Source organism: Streptomyces sp. NPDC001843 (genome assembly GCF_042891955.1).
Classification (GTDB): Bacteria; Actinomycetota; Actinomycetes; order Streptomycetales; family Streptomycetaceae; genus Streptomyces.
In genome coordinates this window covers 50,785-71,518 of sequence record NZ_JBIATQ010000006.1, presented here as the reverse complement: position 1 = coordinate 71,518, position 20,734 = coordinate 50,785, and the positions used below count along the sequence as shown (strand labels likewise).

The following is a 20,734-nucleotide window of genomic DNA, read 5'->3' as shown; positions in this document are numbered from 1 at the left end:
CAACCGCGCGTCTGGGGGTCCCCCCACGCCCTCAAGGCAGGGGGGAGGTGCCGAACTCCCCTCATCCCTCCCCGTAAGCCGCACGCAGTGCATCCCGCACGGCGTCGAGCGCCGCCCCCTCGTCCAGCCCGAGCCGCCGCACCCGCTCGGCGTAAGCCTGGGCCGCAGCCGCCGCCTCACGCACCGCCGCCGAGCCCGCGGCAGCGACGAACGTCCCGTTGCGGCCCCGCGTCTCGATCACCCCGTCCGTCTCCAACGCCCGGTACGCCTTGGCCACCGTGTTCACCGCGAGCCCCAGCGACTCGGCCAGCCCGCGCACGGTCGGCAGCCGGTACCCCACCGGTAGTTCACCGGACCGGGCCTGCTCGGAGATCTGCGCCCGCACCTGCTCGTACGGCGGCGCGCTGTCGTCGATGTGGATCTTCAAGGTCACGGGCCGATTGTCCCGTACCCGCCGGAAAATAAGAGGCATCCGGGCACGGTGGCCGCATACCGTGCGGCTCCATGACAGTGATCGTGCGCGACCTGCGTCCAGACGCCCGGACCGACGTGGAGGGCTTCGCCCGCGTCCGGATGCTCGCCCTCCCCTTTTTCCTGATCACCCCCGACTCCCTGGTCCACGACCTCACCCACGCGCACCCCGAGAGCCACTACCGGCCCCTGGTCGCCGAGGAGGGCGGCGAGATCATCGGTTCGGCCCAGCTCGGCATCGTCCACGACAGCCCGGATCCCGGCATGGGCTACCTGAACGTGTACATCCACCCCGAGCGGACCCGCCGCGGCGCCGGTTCGCTCCTGGTCCGCGCCGCCGAGCGGCACCTGGCCGAGCACGGGGCGAAGAAGGTGTTCGCCTGGGTGCTGGACGAGCCCGGCAACCGCGTCTTCGCCGAGCGGCACGGCTACAAGGCAAGTCGCTCCGCCCACTTCCTCCGGCTGGACCTGGCGAACGGCACCCTGCCGCCGCTCGCCGAACTCCCGCCGGGCGTCGAACTCCGTACCGGAGCCGACTTCGCGGCCGATCCGCGCCCGCTGTTCGAGCTGGACGCGGAGACGATGTCCGACGAGCCGAGCGACATCGCCTACGAGTTCACGGACTACGAGGCCTGGCTCGTCGAGACCTGGAACCACCCGCTGGTCAGCCACGAACTGACCTCGGTGGCCGTGGTGGACGGCCGCCCCGCCGCCTTCAGCGTGGCCCGCACGGACGGCGGCACCCGCTACGGCACCGCCATGACCGGCACCGCGCGTGCCTACCGCGGCCGGGGCCTGGCCAAGCTGGCCAAGAACGACTCCCTGCACCGGGCCCGCGCGGCCGGGTTCACCGAGGCGTTCACCGGCAATGACACGGGTAACGGCCCGATGCTGGCGACCAACAAGTGGTTCGGGTACGAGGTCTGCGCGACGGAGGTGCGCTATGTCCGCGGACTCGGCTGACGGGGCGACCGTGGTGGAGGTCGTCCTGGTCAAGGGCGGCCGGACGAAGATCCGTTACGACAGTGCGCTCATGGGGGACGACGGCACCCGGGTCACCGTGCGGGCCCCGTGGGCCGGCGCCGGGGTCCGCGACTTCGGCTTCGTACGCTTCGAGCCGGGTGACCTCTTCACCGAGCACTACTGGCGCGACCGGTGGTACTCCGTGAAGGAGGTGCGTGCCGCCGACGACACCCTGAAGGGGTGGTACTGCGACATCACCCGCCCGGCGGTCCTGACCGGCACCGAGCTGGTCGTCGAGGACCTCGACCTGGACCTGTGGCGCTCCGCCGACGGCGGCGACGTACGACGGCTGGACGAGGACGAGTTCGCCGAGAGCGGCCTGGCGGAGAGCGACCCGCAGGCCGCCGCGGCGGCCTTGGCGGCGCTCGACGAACTGGAGGCCCTGGCCCGCGGTGACGGCTTCGGCACCCTGCTGACCTGACGCGGGCCTCGCTCAGACCCTCGCCACCACCGCGTACCGCTCGTCGTCCACGGTCTTGCCCCACAGCGCCATGTCGTCCGACAGCCGCTCCACGCGCGCCTCCCCGGCGACCGCCTCCAGGAGGCCGACGAGCCGGTCCGCGGCTATGCCCACCGGTGAGACCGTCCCCCACACACCCTCCACCAGTACGAACCGCCCTCCCGGCCGCAGCAGTCCGCGCCAGTCGCGCAGGACGCGGGCCGGGTCGGGCAGCGCCCACAGCACGTGCCGTACCAGCACGACGTCGAAGCGCCGCTCCCCGACCGGGGGTGCCGCCGCGTCGCCCACCAGGAAGACCGCGTCACGGCCGGCGAGTTTGGCCCGGGCCAGTTCCACCATCGGCGGGGAGAGGTCGACTCCGGTGACGCGGTGCCCCCGCTCGGCGGCGAGAAGGGCCAGGCTGCCGGTGCCGCAGCCGAGGTCGAGGACGTCGGCGGGGCGGTCGGGCAGCCATGTCCCGAGCCGGGCGGCCCAGGCGGCACGCACCTCCGGGTCGCGCAGGCCGTGGTCCGGTTCCTCGTCGAAGCCCGCGGCCTCGGCGTCCCAGTCGACACTCACCGCGATCGCTCGACCACTGTTGTTTGCCATGCCGCAAAGAGTGACACCCACCACTGACATCCGAATCGTGACAGCCGCCACTGACAGACCCGAACCGATGAGGAACTCTCGCCGAAAGCGTCTGCCTCCCTGACATCAGGGAACCCGGTAGGCACTGAAGGAGGCAGCCATGCGCCGCGTAACCGTGCACAAGCCCCTGAAGAGGACGGACGCCCGCCGCGTCCGCGAGGAGACCGAGGAACTCCCCGCGGGCCGCCCGGAGGTGCGCAAGGACATCGCGCGGACATGGTGGCCGAACGGCTGACCGGCGTGCGCACGCCGGATACCTGATGCCGGTCTGATCCCTCCCTTAACGCCACCATAAAGATCCCCGGGAACCGCCACGAGCCGGCGGTTCCACGGTTTGCTGGTGCTGGTCAGGTCCTTGACGGGGCCTGTCCGGCGGCTCAGGCCGGACGGGCCCCGGCGACGGTCAGCTGAACGCCGACGCGCAGGTGGTTGCGGTGGCGTGGGCCGGGTCGAGGGCGTTGGCCACCTCGTGGAAGGCGATGCGGTCGAAGAGCCCGATCGCCACGTGTTCGGAGAGGTCGAGCGGGCACAGGTCCTGCAGCAGGACGTTGGTGACGTCCGACCCGCTCAGATACTGGGTGCGCCAAGGAGTGGCCACCTCGTCGTACTTGGTGGCGAGCACCGTGTACCGCACTCCGGGGACGGTGTCGCCGCCCGCGTTGAGCTTGGTGAGGAAGTCGGATCCGGCGATCTGGTCGGCGAGGCCGGGGGTGGTGGCCTTGAGCAGGTCCTCGGCGCCGGGGAAGTACGGCAGCAGGTTGGTCAGGCCGCTCAGCGTGGTGCCGTGGTTGTCGGGGGCGATGCCGACGAGGGCGTTCACCTTGGCGGCTCCGCCGAGGAACCTCAGGTAGTAGCGGGGCATCATGCCGCCCTGCGAGTGGCCGACCAGGTCGGCCTTGGCGGCGCCGGTGGCGGCGAGCACCTTGTCGACGAACGCGGACAGCTGCTGTGCCGACTTGTCGATGGGGCCGAGACCGTAGAAGACGGGGACGCCGGACAGCTGGCCGTAGTCGAGGGAGTAGACGCAGTACCCGCGGTCCTTCAGGTACGGCGCGAGGGACAGCCAGTTGTCGACGGAGTTGCCCAGCGTGCCGTGGACCAGGACGACGGGGCGGGGGTGCGCGGCGGAGGGCTTGCAGGAGTAGTCGTTCCATCCGCTGGGACTCGTGGTGGAGGCGTGGGCGGTGGCGGCGGGGACGGCGGCGACGGCGGCGGTGAGGAGCAGCGCGGCCAGGGGTCTGAGCAATCTCTTCCAGGGCAGCATCGGGTGATCTCCTTGCGGCTCAAGGGAGTTCGACGGCCATACGCCCTGTGATCCGGATCACGGGATGCTGTTCATTCGTCAAGTTACGGATGAGTAGCACTTATGTGAAGTTACGCGTCAGTAAAAACTTCCAGTGATAACCGGCGGGCCGTCGACGGCCCGCCGGTTCGCGGTTTTCGATACGACGGCGATATGTCCGCGCTCGTAGCCTCGGAACATGCGTGTGCTGATCGTCGAGGACGAGCCCTATATGGCGCAGGCCATCTGCGATGGCCTGCGCCTGGAAGCCATCGCGGCGGACATCGCGGGTGACGGCGACACCGCGCTGGAGCTGCTGAGCGTCAATACGTACGACATCGCCGTCCTCGACCGGGACATTCCCGGGCCCAGCGGTGACGAGGTCGCCAAGAGCATCGTCGCCTCCGGCAGTGGCATGCCGATCCTCATCCTCACCGCTGCCGACCGTCTCGACGACAAGGCCACCGGGTTCGCGCTCGGCGCCGACGACTACCTCACGAAGCCGTTCGAACTCCGGGAACTCGTCCTCAGGCTCAGGGCACTCGACCGCAGGCGTGCGCACAGCAGACCGCCCGTGCGGGAGATCGCGGGTCTGCGGCTCGACCCGTTCCGCCGGGAGGTCCATCGCGACGGCCGCCATGTCGCGCTGACGAGGAAGCAGTTCGCCGTACTCGAAGTCCTCGTCGCCGCCGAGGGCGGTGTCGTCAGCGCCGAGGAACTGCTGGAGCGGGCCTGGGACGAGAACGCCGACCCGTTCACCAACGCCGTACGGATCACCGTCTCAGCCCTGCGCAAACGGCTCGGCGAACCCTGGGTCATCGCCACCGTGCCAGGCGTCGGCTACCGCATCGACACCGCACCCGGCACCGGACCGGAGGGGCAGAGCCGTGGATAGGCAGCCCGGTGTCAGCGTGCGCGTCAAGCTCACCCTCAGCTACGCCGGATTCCTCATGCTGGCCGGCGCCCTGCTGCTGGGGGCGGTGTGGCTGTTCCTCCTGAGATACGTCCCCAACCGTGCGATGCTCTACAACCCCGATGACAGGCCCAGTGGCGGTGTTTTCCCCATCCGGTCCGCTCTTCTGGACGTCTTCGCTCCGAGGGCAGCCGCAGTACTGGCATTCCTGCTGGTGTTCGGCCTCGTGGGAGGGTGGATCCTCGCCGGCCGCATGCTCGCTCCGCTGACCCGCATCACGGACGCCACCCGCATGGCCACCGACGGATCGCTCTCCCACCGCGTCCGGCTGCCGGGTCGCGGGGACGAGTTCCGCGAACTCGCCGACGCCTTCGACATCATGCTGGAGCGGCTCGAAGCGCACGTCGCCGAGCAGCGGAGATTCGCCGCCAACGCCTCGCACGAACTGCGCACGCCGCTGGCGATCACGCAGGCTCTTCTCGACGTGGCACGCAACGATCCACACCGCGACATCGATGAGCTCATCGACCGCCTCCGCGTCGTCAACGCCCGGGCGATCGACCTCACCGAGGCGCTGCTGGTGCTCAGCCGCGCCGACAAGCAGGCCTTCACCCGGGAGCCCGTCGACCTGTCCCTGCTCGTGGAAGAGGCCGCCGAGACGCTGCTCCCGCTCGCCGAGAAGCGTGGGGTCGCCATCGACACCTCCAGTGACGCCGCCACGGCTTCCGGGTCGCCGGCGCTGCTGCTGCAGATGACGACGAACCTCGTGCACAACGCCATCGTGCACAACCTGCCCGATCGCGGTTCGGTGTGGGTCCGCACCGGCGTCCGCTCCGGGAGCGCGGTACTCACTGTCGAGAACAGCGGCGAGAAGCTCTCCCCGGAGTTGGTCTCGACCCTGACCGAACCGTTTCAGCGCGGCACCGAACGCATCCACGACGACCACGCCGGGGTCGGCCTCGGTCTGGCCATCGTCCAGCGGATCGTCCACGTACACGACGGATCCCTCACCCTCACCCCGCGCGCCGAGGGCGGCCTGCGTGTCGCCGTTCAACTGCCCGCCCCGGCACCGCATTCAGCCAAGTAGTACAGGACTCGAACAGTGAGCGAAGCAGGACAAGACGTTGCGGACGACCGGCAGCAGGTCGGAGCGGAGGGACGCGCCGTGAGCGCCGAAACCGCCGGGGCCATCGTGAAGCGCTCGGTCGTCCACCGGGTGGCCCGCAACCTCTCCCAGCCGGAGCCGTGGCAGCGCGGCCGGGTGCTCGCGGCGCTGGCGCTGCTGCTCGGGCTACTTCTGCTGCTGCATGCGCGGATACCCAACCGGATCGGGAACATCGGCAGTCTGGTGGAGAACGTTCTGCCGTGGTTCGGCGTGTTCATCCCGGTGCTGCTCGCCGGGGCGCTGTGGCGTCGGTCCGCCTCCGCGGTGGTCGCGCTGCTGCTGCCGGTCGTGACGTGGGTGAGCCTCTTCGGCGGGCTGCTCATCGACAAGTCGCACGCGGGCGGCGACCTCACCGTGGTCAGCCACAACGTCGACGCCGACAACCCCGACCCCGCCGGCACCGCCCGCGACCTGGCCGCCTCCGGCGCGGACCTGCTGGCCCTGGAGGAGATCACCGCACAGGCGAAGCCGGTGTACGAGAAGGAGCTTGCGAAGGCGTACCGGTACCACTCCGTGCCGGGCACGGTCGGGCTGTGGAGCAAGCTGCCGCTGTCGGACATCCGCACGGTCGACATCGCGCAGGACGCCGGGCCACTGGGGGACTCCAAGCCGGCCGACGTCAAGCTGGCCGACAGCCGGGCGCTGCGTGCCACGGTGGCCACCGACCACGGGCCACTGGCCGTGTATGTGGCCCATCTGGGATCCGTGCGCGTGAATCCCGGGGGAGGCTTCTGGACGGCGAGCCGGGACAGGAACGCCGAGGCACTCGCCAAGGCCGTCGCCGCCGAGCGGAACAAGCGGGTGGTGCTGCTCGGCGACATGAACGGCACCACGGACGACCGTGCGCTCGACGGCATCACCTCGCGGCTGCACTCGGCCCAGGGCGCGGCCGGGGACGGCTTCGGCTTCAGCTGGCCGGCGAAGTTCCCGATGGTACGGATCGACCAGATCCTCACCCGGGGCGTGGAGCCGCGGAGTTCGTGGGTGCTGCCGGCCACCGGGAGCGACCACCGTCCGGTGGCGGCCCGCGTCAGCTGGTGACCGCGTCCCGGCACCCGCCCATCGGGCCGAAGGTGCCTACGCGGCCAGCCGTCCCGGCATCACCGCTCGTGGTCCGAACTTCGCCCGCGCGCGGTCCGCGACCTCCTCGATGCGGCGGGCCTTCTCGTCCACGGGGTCGAAGGTGAGCTGGTGGGAGGCCTGGTCGGCGGGGGTGAGTCCCTCGGCGCGCAGGGCGAGGGCGCGGACCCGGGCGCGCTGGAGGCCGAGGGCCTCGTACATGGCGTACGCCGTCCTGGTCAGCGCCGCGGAGTGCGCGGTCGGCTCCTGCAGGGTGCGGCTGCGGGTCGTCGAGCTGCGGTCGGCGTAGCGCACGGTGAGGGTCAGGGTGCGGCAGACCTTCTCCAGGGTGCGCAGCCGGGCGCCCAGTTCCTCGGCGGCGGACAGCAGTGCCCTGCGGTGGCGGTCCGGGTCCAGTTCGTCGAGGTCGAAGGGGCGTTCGGCGGCGAGGACGGGGGTCCCCCCGCTCGAGCGAAGCCGAGAGTGGGGGTGGGAGACGGCGTTCGGGACGACCCGGCCGCGGTCGATCCCGTTCGCCTTCTCGTGCAGTTCGCGGCCCGTCTTCGCGCCCACCAGGCGCTGGAGCGTGGACAGGGGGGCCGCGGCGACCCGGCCCAGGGTGTCGAGGCCGTAGTCGCACAGGGTGCGGGCGGTGGCGGTGCCGACACCCGGGAGCGCGGTAACGGGGCGGTCGGCGAGGAACTCCCTGATGACGTCGGGGTCCTCGGGCACGGCACGGGTCGTCCCGGGCCGTGCCTCGCGCAGCGCCATGCGGGCCAGCAGCGGGCCCGGCCCGGCGCCGATCGCGCAGTCGACGCCGTGCAGCGCGAGGGCGCGGACCCTGATCACTGCCGCCAGTTCGACCGCGCTGCGCCCGAAGTAGCGTTCCGCGCCCCGCAGATCGGCCAGCGCCCCGTCCGGCGGCAGCGCCTCGACGACCGGGGTGAACTCCTGCAGCAGCCCGAGCAGCCCGGGCAGGGCCGCCTCATGCGTCGGCGGCAGCTGGAAACGTACGCAGAGAATGGTCATCCCGCACTCCCCGGACTCTGGTGCCACAACTTCTTCCCACCCGCCGGGCCCTCGCCCGCGGGACGCAGATCGGCCCAGGGGTGCATCTCGTACCCCGTGGGCATGCGGATCGTCCGGCCGGCCCCCGGATCACCGTTCGGCCTGCCGTGCGGCACGGGCTCCGCCAGCCTCGCCGCCACCTCGTCGAGGCCGCCCTCGGCACGCAGTTCGACCAGCTCGGCGAGGTTCCAGGCCGCGGAGCCCACCACACTGAGGCTGCGCGGACCGCGCCGCTGCACCACCCCGCGCACCAGCAGCAGCCAGGAGTGGAAGACGGTGTGCGCGCAGGCGTCGTGGGAGTCGTCGAAGAAGGCCAGGTCGACCAGGCCCGTGCCGTCGTCCAGCGTGGTGAAGACGACCCGCTTGCCGGACCGGATCGGCGGGGTCTGGGTGGCCGCCTTGGCACCCGCGACCAGTACCGTCTCGCCGTGCCGGGCCGTGCGCAGCCGGCGTGCGGACATCACGCCGAGCTCGTCGAGGAACTCCCGGTGGTCGTCCATCAGATTGCGTGAGGCGTCCATGGACAGCACGCCCAGCTCGGCGCTGAGCCGCTCCTGCGAGGTGAGGTCGGGCAACCCGGCCGGGGCGGTCCGGCGCCCGCCGGCCAGGGGGAGCTGGCCACCGCCCGCGCCCCGGGCGCCCCGGTGCAGTTCGGACAGGTGCAGTTGCAGGTCGCGGCGGTTGGCGCCGAAGGCGTCCAGCGCGCCGACCTGGGCCAGCCGCCCAGCGAGCGGCCGGCTGGGCCGGGCCCGCTCCCAGAAGTCCAGCAGCGAGGCGTACGGCTGCCCGTCGGCGATCCGCCCCGCCTCGGCCTCGCTGATGCCGTGCACGTCGGAAAGGGCGAGCCGCAGCCCCCACACCACGTCAGATTCAGACACCAGGTCAGATTCAGACACCAGTTCGATCCTGTGTGCGACCCCCGACACGTTCACATCCAGCGGCAGCACCGGAACCCCGCGCCGCCGCGCGTCGGCGAGCAGCAGCCGCTTGGGGTACATCCCGGGGTCGTGCGTGAGCAACCCCGCGTAGAAGGCGGCCGGGTGGTGCGCCTTCAGCCACGCGGACTGGTACGTCGGCACGGCGAAGGCGACCGCGTGCGCCTTGCAGAAGCCGTAGGAGCCGAAGGCCTCGATGATCTCCCAGGTCCGCTGAATCGTTTCCGTGTCATAGCCGTTCGCCGCCGCGTGCTGCGCGAACCAGAACCTGATCCGCCCCTGCGACTCCGGGTCCGACAGCCCGCGCCGCACCCGGTCCGCCTCGCCGCGCCCGCAGCCGGTCATGATGTCGACGATGTCGATGATCTGCTCGTGGAAGACGACGACGCCGTACGTCTCCTTCAGCGGCCCCTCCAGATCCGGGTGCGGATACCGCACCGGCGCCCGCCCGTGCCTGGCCTCGATGAACGGCCGCACCATGTCGGCGGCGACCGGGCCGGGCCGGAAGAGGGAGATGTCGACGACGAGATCGTGGAAAGTGGCCGGCTGCAGGCGCCCCACCAGGTCCCGCTGGCCCGGCGACTCGATCTGGAAGCAGCCGAGCGTCTCGGTGGAGCGGATGAGCTGGTACGTCGCCGGGTCGCCGGGCGGCAGGCCGTCCAGGTCCACCTCCGTGCCCGTCGCCCGCTTCACCTCCGCGACCGCGTGCGCCATCGCCGACTGCATCCGTACGCCCAGCACGTCCAGCTTGAGCAGGCCGAGGTCCTCCACGTCGTCCTTGTCGAACTGCGACATGGGGAAGCCCTCACCACTGGTCGGCATGACCGGCGTACGGGCCAGCAGGGAGGCGTCGGACAGGAGCACTCCGCAGGGGTGCATGGCGACTCCGCGCGGGAGGGCGTCGAGGGCCTCGACCAGCTCCCAAAGCCTCCCGTACCGCTCCTTCTCCCCCGCGAGTTCCCTCAGCTCGGGCAGTTCCTCCAGGGCCGCGCGGGCGTCGCGTGCCCGGATGTGCGGGAAGGACTTGGCGACGCGGTCGATCTCGGCGGGGTCCATGGAAAGGGCCGCGCCCACGTCACGGATCGCGTGGCGGACCCGGTACGTCTCCGGCATGGCGACCGTCGCGACCCGCTCGGTGCCGAACCGGTCGATGATGGCCCGGTAGACCTCCAGACGGCGCGCGGACTCCACGTCGATGTCGATGTCGGGCAGCACGACCCGCTCCTTGGACAGGAAGCGCTCCATCAGCAGCCCGTGCTCGATCGGGTCGGCGTGCGCGATGCCGAGCAGATGGTTGACGAGACTGCCCGCGCCGGAGCCCCGCGCGGCCACCCGGATGCCCATCTCCCTTACGTCGTCGATTACTTGGGCGACGGTCAGGAAGTACGAGGCGAAGCCGTGGTGGGCGATGATGTCCAGCTCCCGGTGCATCCGCTCCCAGTAGGCGCGGTCGCCGGAGTAGCCGCGCAGCACCATCCCCGCCGCCGCCCGCGAGGCCAGCGTCCGCTGGGCGGTGCGCCGGCCGGCGCCGACCAGGTGCGCCTCGGGGAAGTGGACGGTGCCGATGCCGAGGTCGTCCTCGGGGTCGACCAGGCACTCCGCGGCCGTCGCCCGGGTCTGCTCCAGCAGGCGGTGGGCGGTGTCGCGCCGGTAGCCCGCGGCCTCCACCACCCGCTCGGCCACCCGCAGCATCGCCTCCGCGTCCTTCAGCCAGGCCTCACCGGAGTCCAGCTCCTTGGCGGGGTCGACGGGGACCAGGCGGCGGGCGGCGTCCAGGACGTCGGCGACCGGGCCCAGGCCGGGGTCGGCGTACCGGACGGCGTTGCTGAGCACCGGTCGGATCCCCTGCTCGGCGGCGAAGCCGACGGTGCGGGCGGCCAGTCGCAGGGAGCCGGGGCCGGTGCCCTTGCGGCCGTGCCAGACGGCCTCCATGCGCAGGGCGTCACCGTGGGCCTCCCGCCAGGGCACGAGGAGTTTCGCGGCCCGGTCGGGGCGGCCCGCGGCGAGGGCGCGGCCGACGTCGGAAGCGGGCCCGAGCAGGACGGTCAGGCCGTCGCCGTGGTTGTCGGGCCAGGGCAGCAGCGGGACGCCCTCGGCGGTGTGGGCGGCGGTGACCAACCGGCACAGGTCTGCCCAGCCACGGGCCCCGTCCCGGGCGAGGAAGGTCACGCGGGGTGTCGACTCGTCGATGAAGGCGCCGCCGCGGACGGGGGTACGCCGCCGCTCCGTCGAGGCGGCCGCGTCCCGGCGCGCGGCGTCGCCCCGCCCCTCCGGTCCCTCCACCGCCAGCTCCACCCCGAACAGCGGACGGACACCGGCCCCGGCACAGGCCTTGGCGAAGCGGACCGCACCGGCGAGGGTGTCGCGGTCGGTGAGGGCGAGGGCGTCCATACCGCGTTCGGAGGCACGCTCGGCCAGCCGCTCCGGGTGTGAGGCGCCGTAGCGCAGGGAGAACCCGGAGACGGTGTGCAGATGCGTGAAACCCGGCACACGCACCTCCCGCTCTCATGAGCCCCGAACGGCTCTCGAACATCAGTTCCCTACTCTCACCCCCACCATACCCCCATCCCCGAACATGCGTGCGACATGCGTTCGGGTACGTCCACCTGCGCAAACGCGGCAGTCCAGCCCTCTCAGGACGGGACTGTCCGGCTGCCGGGTTCGGCGGGTCAGCCGATCCTGGCGCCCGTCGCCGACAGGGCCTCCGTGACCGGCTGGAAGAACGTCTCACCGCCCAGGGCGCAGTCACCCCTGCCGCCGGAGGTCAGGCCGATCGCACTGCTGCCCGAGAAGAGCGGGCCGCCGCTGTCACCGGGCTCGGCGCACACATCGGTCTGGATCAGGCCGCCGACCGTGCCCTCCGAGTAGTTCACGGTGGCGTTCAGGCCGGTGACCGTGCCGAAGTGCACCCCGGTGGTCGAGCCGCTGCGGGTGACCTTCATGCCGACGGTGGCCTCGGCCGCGCCGGTGATCCGCCGGGCGGAGCCGTCGTGGAGGTCGACCTCGCTCGGACGGCCGGCGCCCGAGGTGTACCGGACCAGGCCGTAGTCGTTGCCCGGGAAGCTGGACCGCGCGTTCTTCCCGATCACGTTTCCCAAGGAGTCCGACCAACTGGAGACGGCCTCGGTGCAGTGCCCGGCGGTCAGGAAGTACGGCCGGCCGTCCTTGACCACGTTGAAGCCGAGCGAGCAGCGCCCGCCCGAGCCGGTGATCGCGTCGCCACCCGCGAGGAAGGGCTCGAACCTCCCCGCGCTGCGCTTGACCTCGGCCGCGCCGCCGAGCCCGTCGACCACCTCGGTGAGTCTGGCCCACTCCGCTCCGGAGACCGTCCTGTCGGCCGTGACGACGACCTTGTCGCTGACCGGGTCGGTGGCCCACGCGGTGCCGGGGATGGTGGCGTCCTGCCGCAGCACCGTCCGGGCGCGGTCGAGTTCGGCCAGGGAGTTCGCCACGATTCTGGCCTTGGCCCCGGCAGCCTCGACGGTCTTCGCGGCGCTCTCGTCCAGCACGTTCACGACGAGGCTCTTCGCCTTCGCGTCGTAGTAGGTGCCCGCCGCGGAGGCGCCGAGGTGGTCCACGAGCGAGGTGGCGAGTTCTCCGGCCGCCGGGGCCGAGAGGATCTGCGGCGCCGCGGTCTTCGGGGGCTCGCCGGCGTTCGCACTCTGGAAGGTGCCGCCGACGGCGAACAGTGCGGCGATACCCACGCCTGCCACGGCCGCCCGCCGCGCGGGTATGCGTCGATGCTTCAACTCACGTCCTCCTGCGGGGGTCGGCCCGGGAGTCGTGGAGAACTCGCGGACCTGAAGGCCGGTTCACGGCCGCTCACTTTTCCGAACCGCGCAGGGAGCACACAAGGTCGACTTCGGGACGCGCGCACGGAGGCGCCGCACGCCCCTTGGCGCCAGACCGTCCGCGGCCACTCCGGGGCATTCGCAGTGCGACGCAACGCAAACGCGACGCAAACACCAAAAGCCCCCGCACGCGGGTTCGCGCGCGGGGGCTCAGCCGGAACCGGCCCGGAGGGATCGTCAGCCGACGCTCACGCCGTACGCGCTCAGCGCCTCGGTGACCGGCTGGAAGAAGGTCGTACCGCCGGAGCTGCAGTCACCGCTGCCGCCGGAGGTCAGACCGTAGGCGACGGAACCGCCGTACAGCGGGCCACCGCTGTCGCCACCCTCGGCGCACACCGTGGTCTGGATCAGACCGGAGACGACGTCACCACTGCCGTAGTTCACCGTGGCGTTCAGCGCGGTGACCCGGCCGCTGTGGGTCCCGGTGGTGGAGCCCCGGCGGTACACGGTGGTGCCCACGGACGGGGTGGCCGCGCTGGAGATGGTCTGGCTGCCGACCGCGCTCGGGTGCGCGATCGAGGAGTTGGTGTACTTGACCAGCGCGTAGTCGTTGCCCGGGAAGCTGTAGCTCACGTTCGTGCCCAGCACCGTGCTGTGACTGGAGTTGCTGTACCAGGTGGAGGCGACCTCACCGCAGTGCCCGGCGGTCAGGAAGTAGTAGGTGCTCCCCTTGTGCACGTTGAAACCGAGCGAGCAGCGGTAGGAGCCGCCGTAGATGGCGTCGCCGCCGCTGATCAGCTTCTTGAACGTGCCGGGGGTGTGCTTGATGCTGATGGCACCGGAGTCGGCGCCGGCCTGCCGCTTGATCTTGGCGATCTCGGCCGGCGACACGGTGCTGTCGACGGTGACGACGACCCGGTTGGTCTTGCTGTCGACCGCCCAGGCAGTGCCGGGGACGTCAGCCTTGAGCACGGAGCTGCTCACCGTGCTGAGCTGGGCGGAGCTGAAGGTCTGGGCGTCACTCGCGTTCGCGGTGGGGACGGCGAACGCGGCTGCGGCCACCAGTGCGCCGGCCACGGCGGTCAGCCGGGTCCGTCTGGCGATGGGGCCGCGGGGGATGTTGCGCTTGATCCTCACGTTTCGTTCCCTCCCAGGGGAAGTCGGGGGCCCGCGTGGGGTCGGGGCCCGTGAGGCGCAGCCAGGGAGTGTCAACGTGCGGATTCCGGACACGCCGTGCCCCTGACAAGCGCTGTGGGGGAGTATTCGATCGAACGGCCGGTAGGCGCAAGGGCCCCTTTCGGCCGTGCGACTGTGTGCGGTCTGCACCGACTGTGCGCGTTCTCGATGTGATTCGTGCGGTTTGGCACCCTGTCAGACCGCATCGGAGCCGGAAGGTTCAGAGAAGTCTCCGCTCCCCCGCCTCGACGGCGACGTCCAGCGTGTTCCCCGGTGGCGGGAGCGGGCATATGAAGTGGCCGGCGAAGGCGCACGGTGGCAGCAGGGCCCGGTTGAAGTCGACGGTGGTCAGGCCGTCGGCGTCGGGAGCGGCCGGGTACAGGAACCGGAACCGGTAACTGCTGTCGCCGCTGGTGGCGTCGGCGAAAACCGCCCACAGCACCCCGCTCGCCTGCCGCGCCACCCGGAGCGTCAGCTCCCGTCCGGCCAGGGCGAAGGCGAGCTCTCCGGCGAGGGCGAGCCCGCGCTCGACCCCGTCCGCGGTACCGACCCGGACGGTGCGCGTCCCGTCGTAGGGGGTGAAGCGCCCCGGTACCGACCAGCGCGGGTCGTACGGGGTGGCGTCGATACCCCGGAACGTTCGGCGGGCTTCGGCATCCGGGTCGTAGTCCCGGACTCCCCAGACTCCCTCACGCACCAGCACGACCAGCCGCCGCTTGCCGAGCGCGACCCTGGACGACTCCTCCGGCCCGCTGTCGGCGGTCAGGCGCGTCCCGCCGGAGAAGGGCCGGCCGTCCACGGTCAGGCCGTCGGCCGCCGTGGCGGTGAGCACCACTTCGTCGCCGTCCACGGCCCAGAGACCGGGGATGTCCGGAAGTCGCCCCTCCGGATAGTCCTCGATCCAGTGCGTGCCGGTCAGCGCGAGCGGCCCGTAGGGCGCGGACACCGTGTCCACGCGGTCCTCGTGCCACCGCCTCCAGTCGGAGGATGCGTCCGTCGTCATATGATCAAACCTTCCATATGCTGATCAACACTTCCCTATGGGTTCAGCCATTCGATACCGGGTCGGGCAGGCCGAGGTGCGAGCGCAGCGTGGGGCCCTCGTACCGCCTGCGGAACGCACCGCGCTTCTGCAGCAGCGGCACGACACGGTCCACGAAATCGTCCAGTGCGCCGGAAGTGTCGTGGGGGACGAGGACGAACCCGTCGGCGGAGCCCCGTCGTACGAACTCCTCCAGTTCCGTGGCCACCGTCTCCGGGGTGCCGACGAAGAACTGACGGCCCGCCTGCTGCGCTCTGCTCCCGGCGGCCCGCTCCTGCGCCTCGGCGTCGGTGTCGCCGAGGACGACGGCGACGCCCGGCATGATCTTCAGGTCGTCCGGTGCGCGGCCGTATTTCTCCAGGCGGCGCTTGACGTCGGCGTAGAAGGAACGCCCGGCCTCCGGGGTCCCGTGCCCGGTGAAGATCACGTCAGCGGTGGACGCGGCGAACTCCCGGCACTCGTCGGAGTCCCCCGCCTGGATCACCACCGGATGCCCCTGCGGGGAGCGCGGCACCGTGCACCCGCCCGCGATGTCGAAGCGCCGGCCCCGGTGCGCGAACGGCCGGGACAGCGCGTCCGGGGTCCAGGAGCCCCACAACTGCCGGGCCACCGCGACCAACTCGGCGACCCCGTTCTCCCCGGTGAAGGCGTCCGATGAGGTCACCGGGTTCCAGGCGGCCCGGCCTGCGCTGAGGTGGTCCAGGGTGGTGAGGCGGCGGGCGAGTTCGTACGGGTGGTCGCGGGTGGCGTCGACCGTGGCGGCGAGCCCCAGCCGCTCGGTGACGGCGGCCAGGGCGTTCAGCACGGTGAGCGACTCGGGGCGCTCCACCGCGTCCGCGGCGTGGCTACGGCCCTTGTGCTCGCGCGGCCGCGGCCCATCGGCGAGGAGGAGGAAGTCGAACAGGCCCCGCTCGGCGGTGCGGGCCAGGTGCTCGAAGGAGGAGAACTCGATCCGCGGCGTCGAGCGCGGGTCGAAGTGGGAGAGGGCCGCCAGGTGCATGCGTCTTCGGGTCCCTACGGTCATCGCTCTCCCCCTGTCACGGCGTACTGGTGGGCGGGACGGGCGAGGCCCAGGTGCTCGCGGAGCGTGCTGCCCGGGTAGAAGGTGCGGAACAGGCCGCGGTGCTGGAGCAGCGCGACGGTGCCGTTGACGAGCCGCTCCAGGTCACGGCGCGGCTCGGCGGGGACGAGGTGGAAGCCGTCGGCGACGCCCTCCGCGTGCCAGGTCGCGATCAGCTCCGCGAGGTCGACCGGGCCGCCCCGGTACAGCGCGCCCTGCGCGGTCTGCCGGGGGCCGCCCCCGCCGTGGCCCGGTTCGGCCGCGTACTCGCCGTCGCCGAGGTCGACGATCAGGCTGACCAGGACCCGAAGGGCGTCCGGGTGCCGCCCGGACGCGGCGGCCTCGTTGCGCAGCCGGTCGCGTACGGCGGCGACCTGTGCGGGGTTGGCGCCGCGGACCAGGGCCATGTCGGCGTAGCGCGCCGCGACCGGCCGGGCGGGGCCCTCGGTCGCGTCGACCACGTGGACGGGGTGGCCCTGCGGGGGCCGGGGCCCGATGCGGCTGTCCCACAGGCTTGCGGCCATGTCGGCCGCCTCCCGCCACAGTTCATCGGCGGGGGCGGCTTGCCGGCGGCCGAACAGACGGGCCTCGCCCTCGGTGGTGGAGACGCCGATCCGCCAGCCCGCCCGGCCGCGGCTGACCCAGTCGAGGGTGGCGACGGCGGCCCGCACGTGCGAGGGCTCGGTGTGCGTGGTCATGACGGTCGGGACCAGGCCGACCCGGTGGGTGGCGGGCGCCACCCGGGACAGCACGGCGAGCGCCTCGGGCCCGGGGCGGGCGAAGGTGTCGTCGAGCGTGACGAAGTCGAGCCCGCCGCTCTCGGCGAGCCGGGCCAGCTCCACGTAGGAGCCGGCGTCGTACGCCGACGGCTGGTCGACGGCGGCGGCCAGGTGCAGCAGCGTCCGGCCGGACGTTGAGCTCATGGGGAGGAACCCTTTCTCGGGGACCTTGGGGCTTTGCGAGGCCGTGGCTCAGAGGACCTTGGAGAGGAAGGCCCGTGTCCGCTCGTGCCGTGGCCGGTCGAGTACGTCGGCGGGTGTGCCCTGCTCGACGATCCGGCCGCCGTCCATGAAGACGACGGTGTCGGCGACCTCGCGGGCGAAGCCGATCTCGTGCGTGACGACGATCATCGTGGTGCCCTGGCGGGCCAGGTCCTTGATGACGTCGAGGACTTCACCGACCAGCTCGGGGTCGAGCGCGGAGGTCGGTTCGTCGAAGAGCAGCAGTTTCGGTTCCAGGGCGAGCGCGCGGGCGATGGCCACACGCTGCTGTTGGCCGCCGGAGAGTTGCCCGGGATAGGCGTCGGCCTTCTCGGCGAGACCCACCCGGGCGAGCAGCCCACGGGCGTGCTCCACGGCTTCCTTGCGGGGCCGCTTCAACACGGACACCGGCGCCTCGGTGACGTTGTCCAGCACGGTGAGGTGCGGGAAGAGGTTGAAGTTCTGGAAGACGAAACCGATCCGGGTGCGCTGTCCGAGCACCTCGCGTTCGGGCAGTTCATGCAGCTTGTCGCCGGATCGCCGGTAGCCGATCAGGGCGCCGTCCACGCTGATCACACCCCGGTCCACCTTCTCCAGGTGGTTGATGGTGCGCAGCAGCGTCGACTTGCCGGAGCCGGAGGGGCCGAGGACGACGGTGACCTCGCCGGCGCGCACCTGCAGGTCGATGCCCTTGAGCACCTCCAGCGGGCCGAAGCTCTTGTGGACGGACCTGATGTCGACCATGACGCTCATCGAGTGGATCCCTTACTGGAATTGTGGCGGGGGCGGTTCACGCGGCGGCTTGGAACGTCAGGTCTCGCAGGAAGGCCAGCGCGGCCCGGGCGGTGGCGTCGTTCTGCCGGAAGGCGGGACCGCCGGTGCGGGGCCGGGTGAAGGCGCCGGGGGTACGTCCGTCGGTGTACGGGCCGAGGGCGAAGCGCCGGGGATGCGGCCGGCCGGACCGGTCGAGGATCCGCCCGTCGGAGGGGTCCACCCGGAGCAGTCCGTCACGGGTTTCGGCGGCGCCGTCGGCGTGCAGCGCCCGCAGCAGGGTGTCGCGGGCCCGGCCGACGGTGGGCTCGGGCAGTCGTGCCTCGACCAGCGCCCGGGCCCGGACCGAGAAGCCGGGCACGGTGGGGCTGGACGCCCGGAACTCCCCGTCCTCGGCGGTGACGGTCATGTCGGCGCCGACGAACTTCAGCAGGCCCGCCCGGGACAGGGCGAGCATCTGGCGCAGCCGGGGCCCGGGCGGGCCGGAGGCGAGGTAGCTGAAGAACCCGTGCCACCAGGGGCCGACGGAGCCGAGCCGGATCAGTTGCCCGTAGACGGAGAGCAGCCCGAGGAAGACAGCCAGGTCGGGGCTGTGCCGCGCGTCGTGCCGCCGGCTCAGGTCGCCCTCGACGTACTCCCGCAGCCCGTTCTGGAACTCCTCGTGCGACGCGTACCGCGCCCCTTGCAGGGGGTGGTCGAGTGCGTCGAGGTCGAGCCGGTCGGCGGGGTCGGGCACGGCGGAGGCGACGAGGGCCTTCAGGTCGTCGGCGTCCCCCGCCGCGTACTTCTCCTCGAAGACGGTCCAGGCGATCGCCGTCCGCTCGGGGTGGGCGGTGAACAGCCGGTGGTAGTGCGCGAAGCCCAGTTCCTTCTCCACCAGCGGCCACACGTCCCGCCGGAAGTCGAAGCCGTCGGGCCGTGCGAGGAGTTCTCCGACCTCGGCGGGTCCGAAGAAGCGTGGCAGCGGGGGGCGTTCGCCGGTCCAGTCGTAGCCGATCTTCGAGTGGTACGGGACCCCGCGTCGCGAGCCGACGTGGAGGACGGGTTCCTTTCCCGAGGGGAGGTAGGCGTCTCCCTCGTACCGCCCGCCGCGTCCCTCGGTGAGCAGCACCATCAGGTCGACGAAGGCGAGTCCGAAGCCGCGGACGAGGACGGGGGCGCCGGGCTGCAGCGCTGTGAGGTCGCTGTCGGCGGTGTAGTCGGGCGGGAGGTGCACGAGGCCGTGTTCGCGGGCGTACGCGGCCAGTTCGGCCTGGTCGGCGTCGAGGTCGGCGTCGAGGTGACCGAGGGCGAGGACGACGAGGTCGGCGGTGAGCGGGTTCGGGCTGTCCTCCAGCCACACCTGCTGCCGGCCTTCGCGCGGGCCGCTGACGCGCAGGGCGCGCCGGGAGTGGTGGTGGACGGTGACGCCCGGCGGCAGGTCGGCCACCGCCCGGTCGTACACCCAGCGGAGGTAGTCGCCCTGGATCCGGCGGTCCGCGAACGTGCGTCCGTCCAGGCCCGCCCACTCGTGCAGGGTGGGGCCCTCGCGCACCGGTCCGGCCATCTCCACCGTCTCGTCGGTGAACATGGTGACGTCCTCGGCGTGCGAGTTCATCCACAGCAGCGGGGACTGCGCCGCCCGCCAGATGCGTCCGGCGCCCGGCGGATGCGGGTCGACGAGGTGGATGTCGAGACCTGTACCGGCGTACAGCTCGGGCGCGTTGGCGGCGATGCGCTCCAGCAGGCCGGTCCCCCGCGGCCCGGCCCCGACGATCACGAGGGACGGCCGGGTGGCGCTCATCGGGTGCGCTCCGAACCGCGCGCGTAGTGCTTCTCCACGTAGTACTGACCGGCGCTGAGTACCGAGGTGACGATGGTGTACCAGATCGTGGCCACCATCAGCAGCGGGATGACCTGGTAGGTGCGGTGATAGACCAACTGGGCGGAGAACAGCAGGTCGTTGACGGCGATGACGCTGACGATGGAGGTGCCCTTGAGGGTGCCGATCAGCATGTTCCCGGCGGGCGGCACGATAGAGCGCATGGCCTGTGGCAGCACGATCCGCCACCAGCGGCGCCGGCGGCTCAGGCCGAGCGCCTGCGCGGCCTCGATCTGGCCGCGGTCGACGGACAGGATGCCGCCGCGGACCACCTCGGCGGCGTACGCGGCCTCGTGCAGGGTGAGGCCGACGATCGCCACGGCGACCGGACTGAGCAGGTCGACCGTCTTCACGCCGAGGACCTGCGGGTACAGCGCCCCGATGTTGAACCACAGCAGCAGCTGCACCAGGATCGGGATCGACCGGAACAGCCACACGTAGCCCCAGCTCACGGCCCGCAGCACAGGGTTGGCGGAGAGCCGGAACGCGGCGAGCAGGGTGCCCAGGGCGAATCCCAGGACCATCACGACGGCGGTCAGCCACAGGGTGAGCCACAGGCCGCGCAGGATGGAGTCCGCGGTGAACCAGTCCGCGACGACGTCCCATTGGAACGCCTCGTTGCGCAGCACGGAGTTGACCGCGAGGGCGAGCAGCGCGAGGACGACGACGGCGGCGGTCCACTGGCCCAGCCGCCGCTGCGGAACGATCCGAAGGGCGTCCACCTGCTCCGGTATTTCCGGCGCGGGGACTTTGGCAAGGGTGTCGGAAGACATGCGAAGGCTCCGTGACAGAGGTCGAACGGTGGTGCCTTCACACGGAGCGCCTCGCGGCGCGTACGGCCGAGCCCCTCAGCAGGGCCGTCCACCGAGACTACGGGGCGGTTTCCCCTCGCTGTCAAGGGTGTCCACACTATGATCCGAACGTCTCAAGTCGGTTGACGGGAAACCGGATGCCTGTTCCACTTGGCCCATGCATCCACAGCAGTGGCTGGTCACCCGCTCCCACATCGACTTCGGTCGTGTGTGGTCCTGTTCCTGTTGAGCTGACCCA

The 20,734-nt window shown here is 71.6% G+C and carries 19 protein-coding genes; 6 read left to right on the top strand and 13 right to left on the bottom strand.

Annotated features, from left to right (window positions below; translation table 11 throughout):
* Positions 1–61: 61 nt before the first annotated feature.
* Positions 62–433 (bottom strand): GntR family transcriptional regulator, encoded by a 372-nt coding sequence (locus tag ACFYZQ_RS16860; protein ID WP_389147578.1) that lies wholly within the window; start codon positions 431–433, stop codon positions 62–64.
* 71 nt (positions 434–504) lie between these two features.
* Here ACFYZQ_RS16860 and ACFYZQ_RS16855 point away from each other — a divergent pair, with 71 nt between their 5' ends.
* Positions 505–1,434: a GNAT family N-acetyltransferase gene (locus ACFYZQ_RS16855; RefSeq protein ID WP_389147575.1), complete on the top strand. Its 930-nt coding sequence runs from the start codon at positions 505–507 to the stop codon at positions 1,432–1,434.
* Positions 1,415–1,915: a DUF402 domain-containing protein gene (locus ACFYZQ_RS16850; protein ID WP_389147572.1), complete on the top strand. Its 501-nt coding sequence runs from the start codon at positions 1,415–1,417 to the stop codon at positions 1,913–1,915. The genes ACFYZQ_RS16855 and ACFYZQ_RS16850 overlap by 20 nt, the downstream gene beginning before the upstream one ends.
* A 12-nt stretch (positions 1,916–1,927) precedes the next feature.
* On the opposite strand, the gene ACFYZQ_RS16845 is transcribed toward ACFYZQ_RS16850, so the two are convergent.
* The gene (locus ACFYZQ_RS16845) at positions 1,928–2,542 is read right to left on the bottom strand and encodes a class I SAM-dependent methyltransferase (protein WP_389147570.1); all 615 of its coding nucleotides are present in this window, start codon (positions 2,540–2,542) and stop codon (positions 1,928–1,930) included.
* Positions 2,543–2,681: 139 nt separating this feature from the next.
* Between ACFYZQ_RS16845 and ACFYZQ_RS16840 the strand changes: the two genes are divergently transcribed.
* Positions 2,682–2,816: a hypothetical protein gene (locus tag ACFYZQ_RS16840; protein WP_388795074.1), complete on the top strand. Its 135-nt coding sequence runs from the start codon at positions 2,682–2,684 to the stop codon at positions 2,814–2,816.
* A gap of 168 nt (positions 2,817–2,984) precedes the next feature.
* Here the strand turns inward: ACFYZQ_RS16840 and ACFYZQ_RS16835 are convergent, their stop codons facing one another.
* A complete protein-coding gene (locus ACFYZQ_RS16835; protein ID WP_389147567.1) occupies positions 2,985–3,845 on the bottom strand; it encodes an esterase/lipase family protein in 861 nt (286 codons plus the stop codon).
* A 217-nt stretch (positions 3,846–4,062) separates the two neighbouring features.
* Between ACFYZQ_RS16835 and ACFYZQ_RS16830 the strand changes: the two genes are divergently transcribed.
* The 3 genes from ACFYZQ_RS16830 (at position 4,063) to ACFYZQ_RS16820 (ending at position 6,982) form a co-directional block, all read left to right on the top strand.
* Positions 4,063–4,758 carry a response regulator transcription factor gene (locus ACFYZQ_RS16830; protein WP_389147565.1) on the top strand — a complete coding sequence of 232 codons (696 nt, stop codon included), beginning with the start codon at positions 4,063–4,065 and terminating at the stop codon, positions 4,756–4,758.
* The gene (locus tag ACFYZQ_RS16825) at positions 4,751–5,863 is read left to right on the top strand and encodes a sensor histidine kinase (protein ID WP_389147562.1); all 1,113 of its coding nucleotides are present in this window, start codon (positions 4,751–4,753) and stop codon (positions 5,861–5,863) included. Before ACFYZQ_RS16830 ends, ACFYZQ_RS16825 begins: the two co-directional genes overlap by 8 nt.
* Positions 5,864–5,992: 129 nt before the next feature.
* Positions 5,993–6,982 (top strand): endonuclease/exonuclease/phosphatase family protein, encoded by a 990-nt coding sequence (locus ACFYZQ_RS16820; protein WP_389148462.1) that lies wholly within the window; start codon positions 5,993–5,995, stop codon positions 6,980–6,982.
* A gap of 36 nt (positions 6,983–7,018) precedes the next feature.
* Here ACFYZQ_RS16820 and ACFYZQ_RS16815 read toward each other — a convergent pair whose 3' ends face one another.
* The 10 genes from ACFYZQ_RS16815 to ACFYZQ_RS16770 form a co-directional block, all read right to left on the bottom strand.
* Entirely contained in the window at positions 7,019–8,029 is a 1,011-nt protein-coding gene (locus ACFYZQ_RS16815) for a hypothetical protein (protein WP_389147559.1), read from the bottom strand.
* Positions 8,026–11,493 carry a DNA polymerase III subunit alpha gene (locus tag ACFYZQ_RS16810; protein WP_389147556.1) on the bottom strand — a complete coding sequence of 1,156 codons (3,468 nt, stop codon included), beginning with the start codon at positions 11,491–11,493 and terminating at the stop codon, positions 8,026–8,028. The genes ACFYZQ_RS16815 and ACFYZQ_RS16810 overlap by 4 nt, the downstream gene beginning before the upstream one ends.
* Before the next feature lie 179 nt (positions 11,494–11,672).
* Positions 11,673–12,752: a S1 family peptidase gene (locus ACFYZQ_RS16805; RefSeq protein WP_389147553.1), complete on the bottom strand. Its 1,080-nt coding sequence runs from the start codon at positions 12,750–12,752 to the stop codon at positions 11,673–11,675.
* A 279-nt stretch (positions 12,753–13,031) separates the two neighbouring features.
* Positions 13,032–13,931, bottom strand: a complete 900-nt coding sequence (locus tag ACFYZQ_RS16800) for a S1 family peptidase (protein WP_389147550.1) — start codon at positions 13,929–13,931, stop codon at positions 13,032–13,034.
* 259 nt (positions 13,932–14,190) lie between these two features.
* Positions 14,191–14,973 (bottom strand): DUF1684 domain-containing protein, encoded by a 783-nt coding sequence (locus ACFYZQ_RS16795; protein ID WP_389147547.1) that lies wholly within the window; start codon positions 14,971–14,973, stop codon positions 14,191–14,193.
* Between the two features lie 43 nt (positions 14,974–15,016).
* Entirely contained in the window at positions 15,017–16,012 is a 996-nt protein-coding gene (locus ACFYZQ_RS16790; protein ID WP_389148459.1) for an LLM class flavin-dependent oxidoreductase, read from the bottom strand.
* A 20-nt stretch (positions 16,013–16,032) separates the two neighbouring features.
* A complete protein-coding gene (locus tag ACFYZQ_RS16785; RefSeq protein ID WP_389147544.1) occupies positions 16,033–16,995 on the bottom strand; it encodes an LLM class flavin-dependent oxidoreductase in 963 nt (320 codons plus the stop codon).
* Between the two features lie 48 nt (positions 16,996–17,043).
* A complete protein-coding gene (locus tag ACFYZQ_RS16780) occupies positions 17,044–17,805 on the bottom strand; it encodes an amino acid ABC transporter ATP-binding protein (RefSeq protein ID WP_389147541.1) in 762 nt (253 codons plus the stop codon).
* Between the two features lie 37 nt (positions 17,806–17,842).
* The gene (locus tag ACFYZQ_RS16775; protein WP_389147538.1) at positions 17,843–19,606 is read right to left on the bottom strand and encodes an FAD/NAD(P)-binding protein; all 1,764 of its coding nucleotides are present in this window, start codon (positions 19,604–19,606) and stop codon (positions 17,843–17,845) included.
* Positions 19,603–20,457 (bottom strand): amino acid ABC transporter permease, encoded by an 855-nt coding sequence (locus tag ACFYZQ_RS16770; protein WP_389147535.1) that lies wholly within the window; start codon positions 20,455–20,457, stop codon positions 19,603–19,605. Before ACFYZQ_RS16770 ends, ACFYZQ_RS16775 begins: the two co-directional genes overlap by 4 nt.
* Positions 20,458–20,734: the final 277 nt, after the last annotated feature.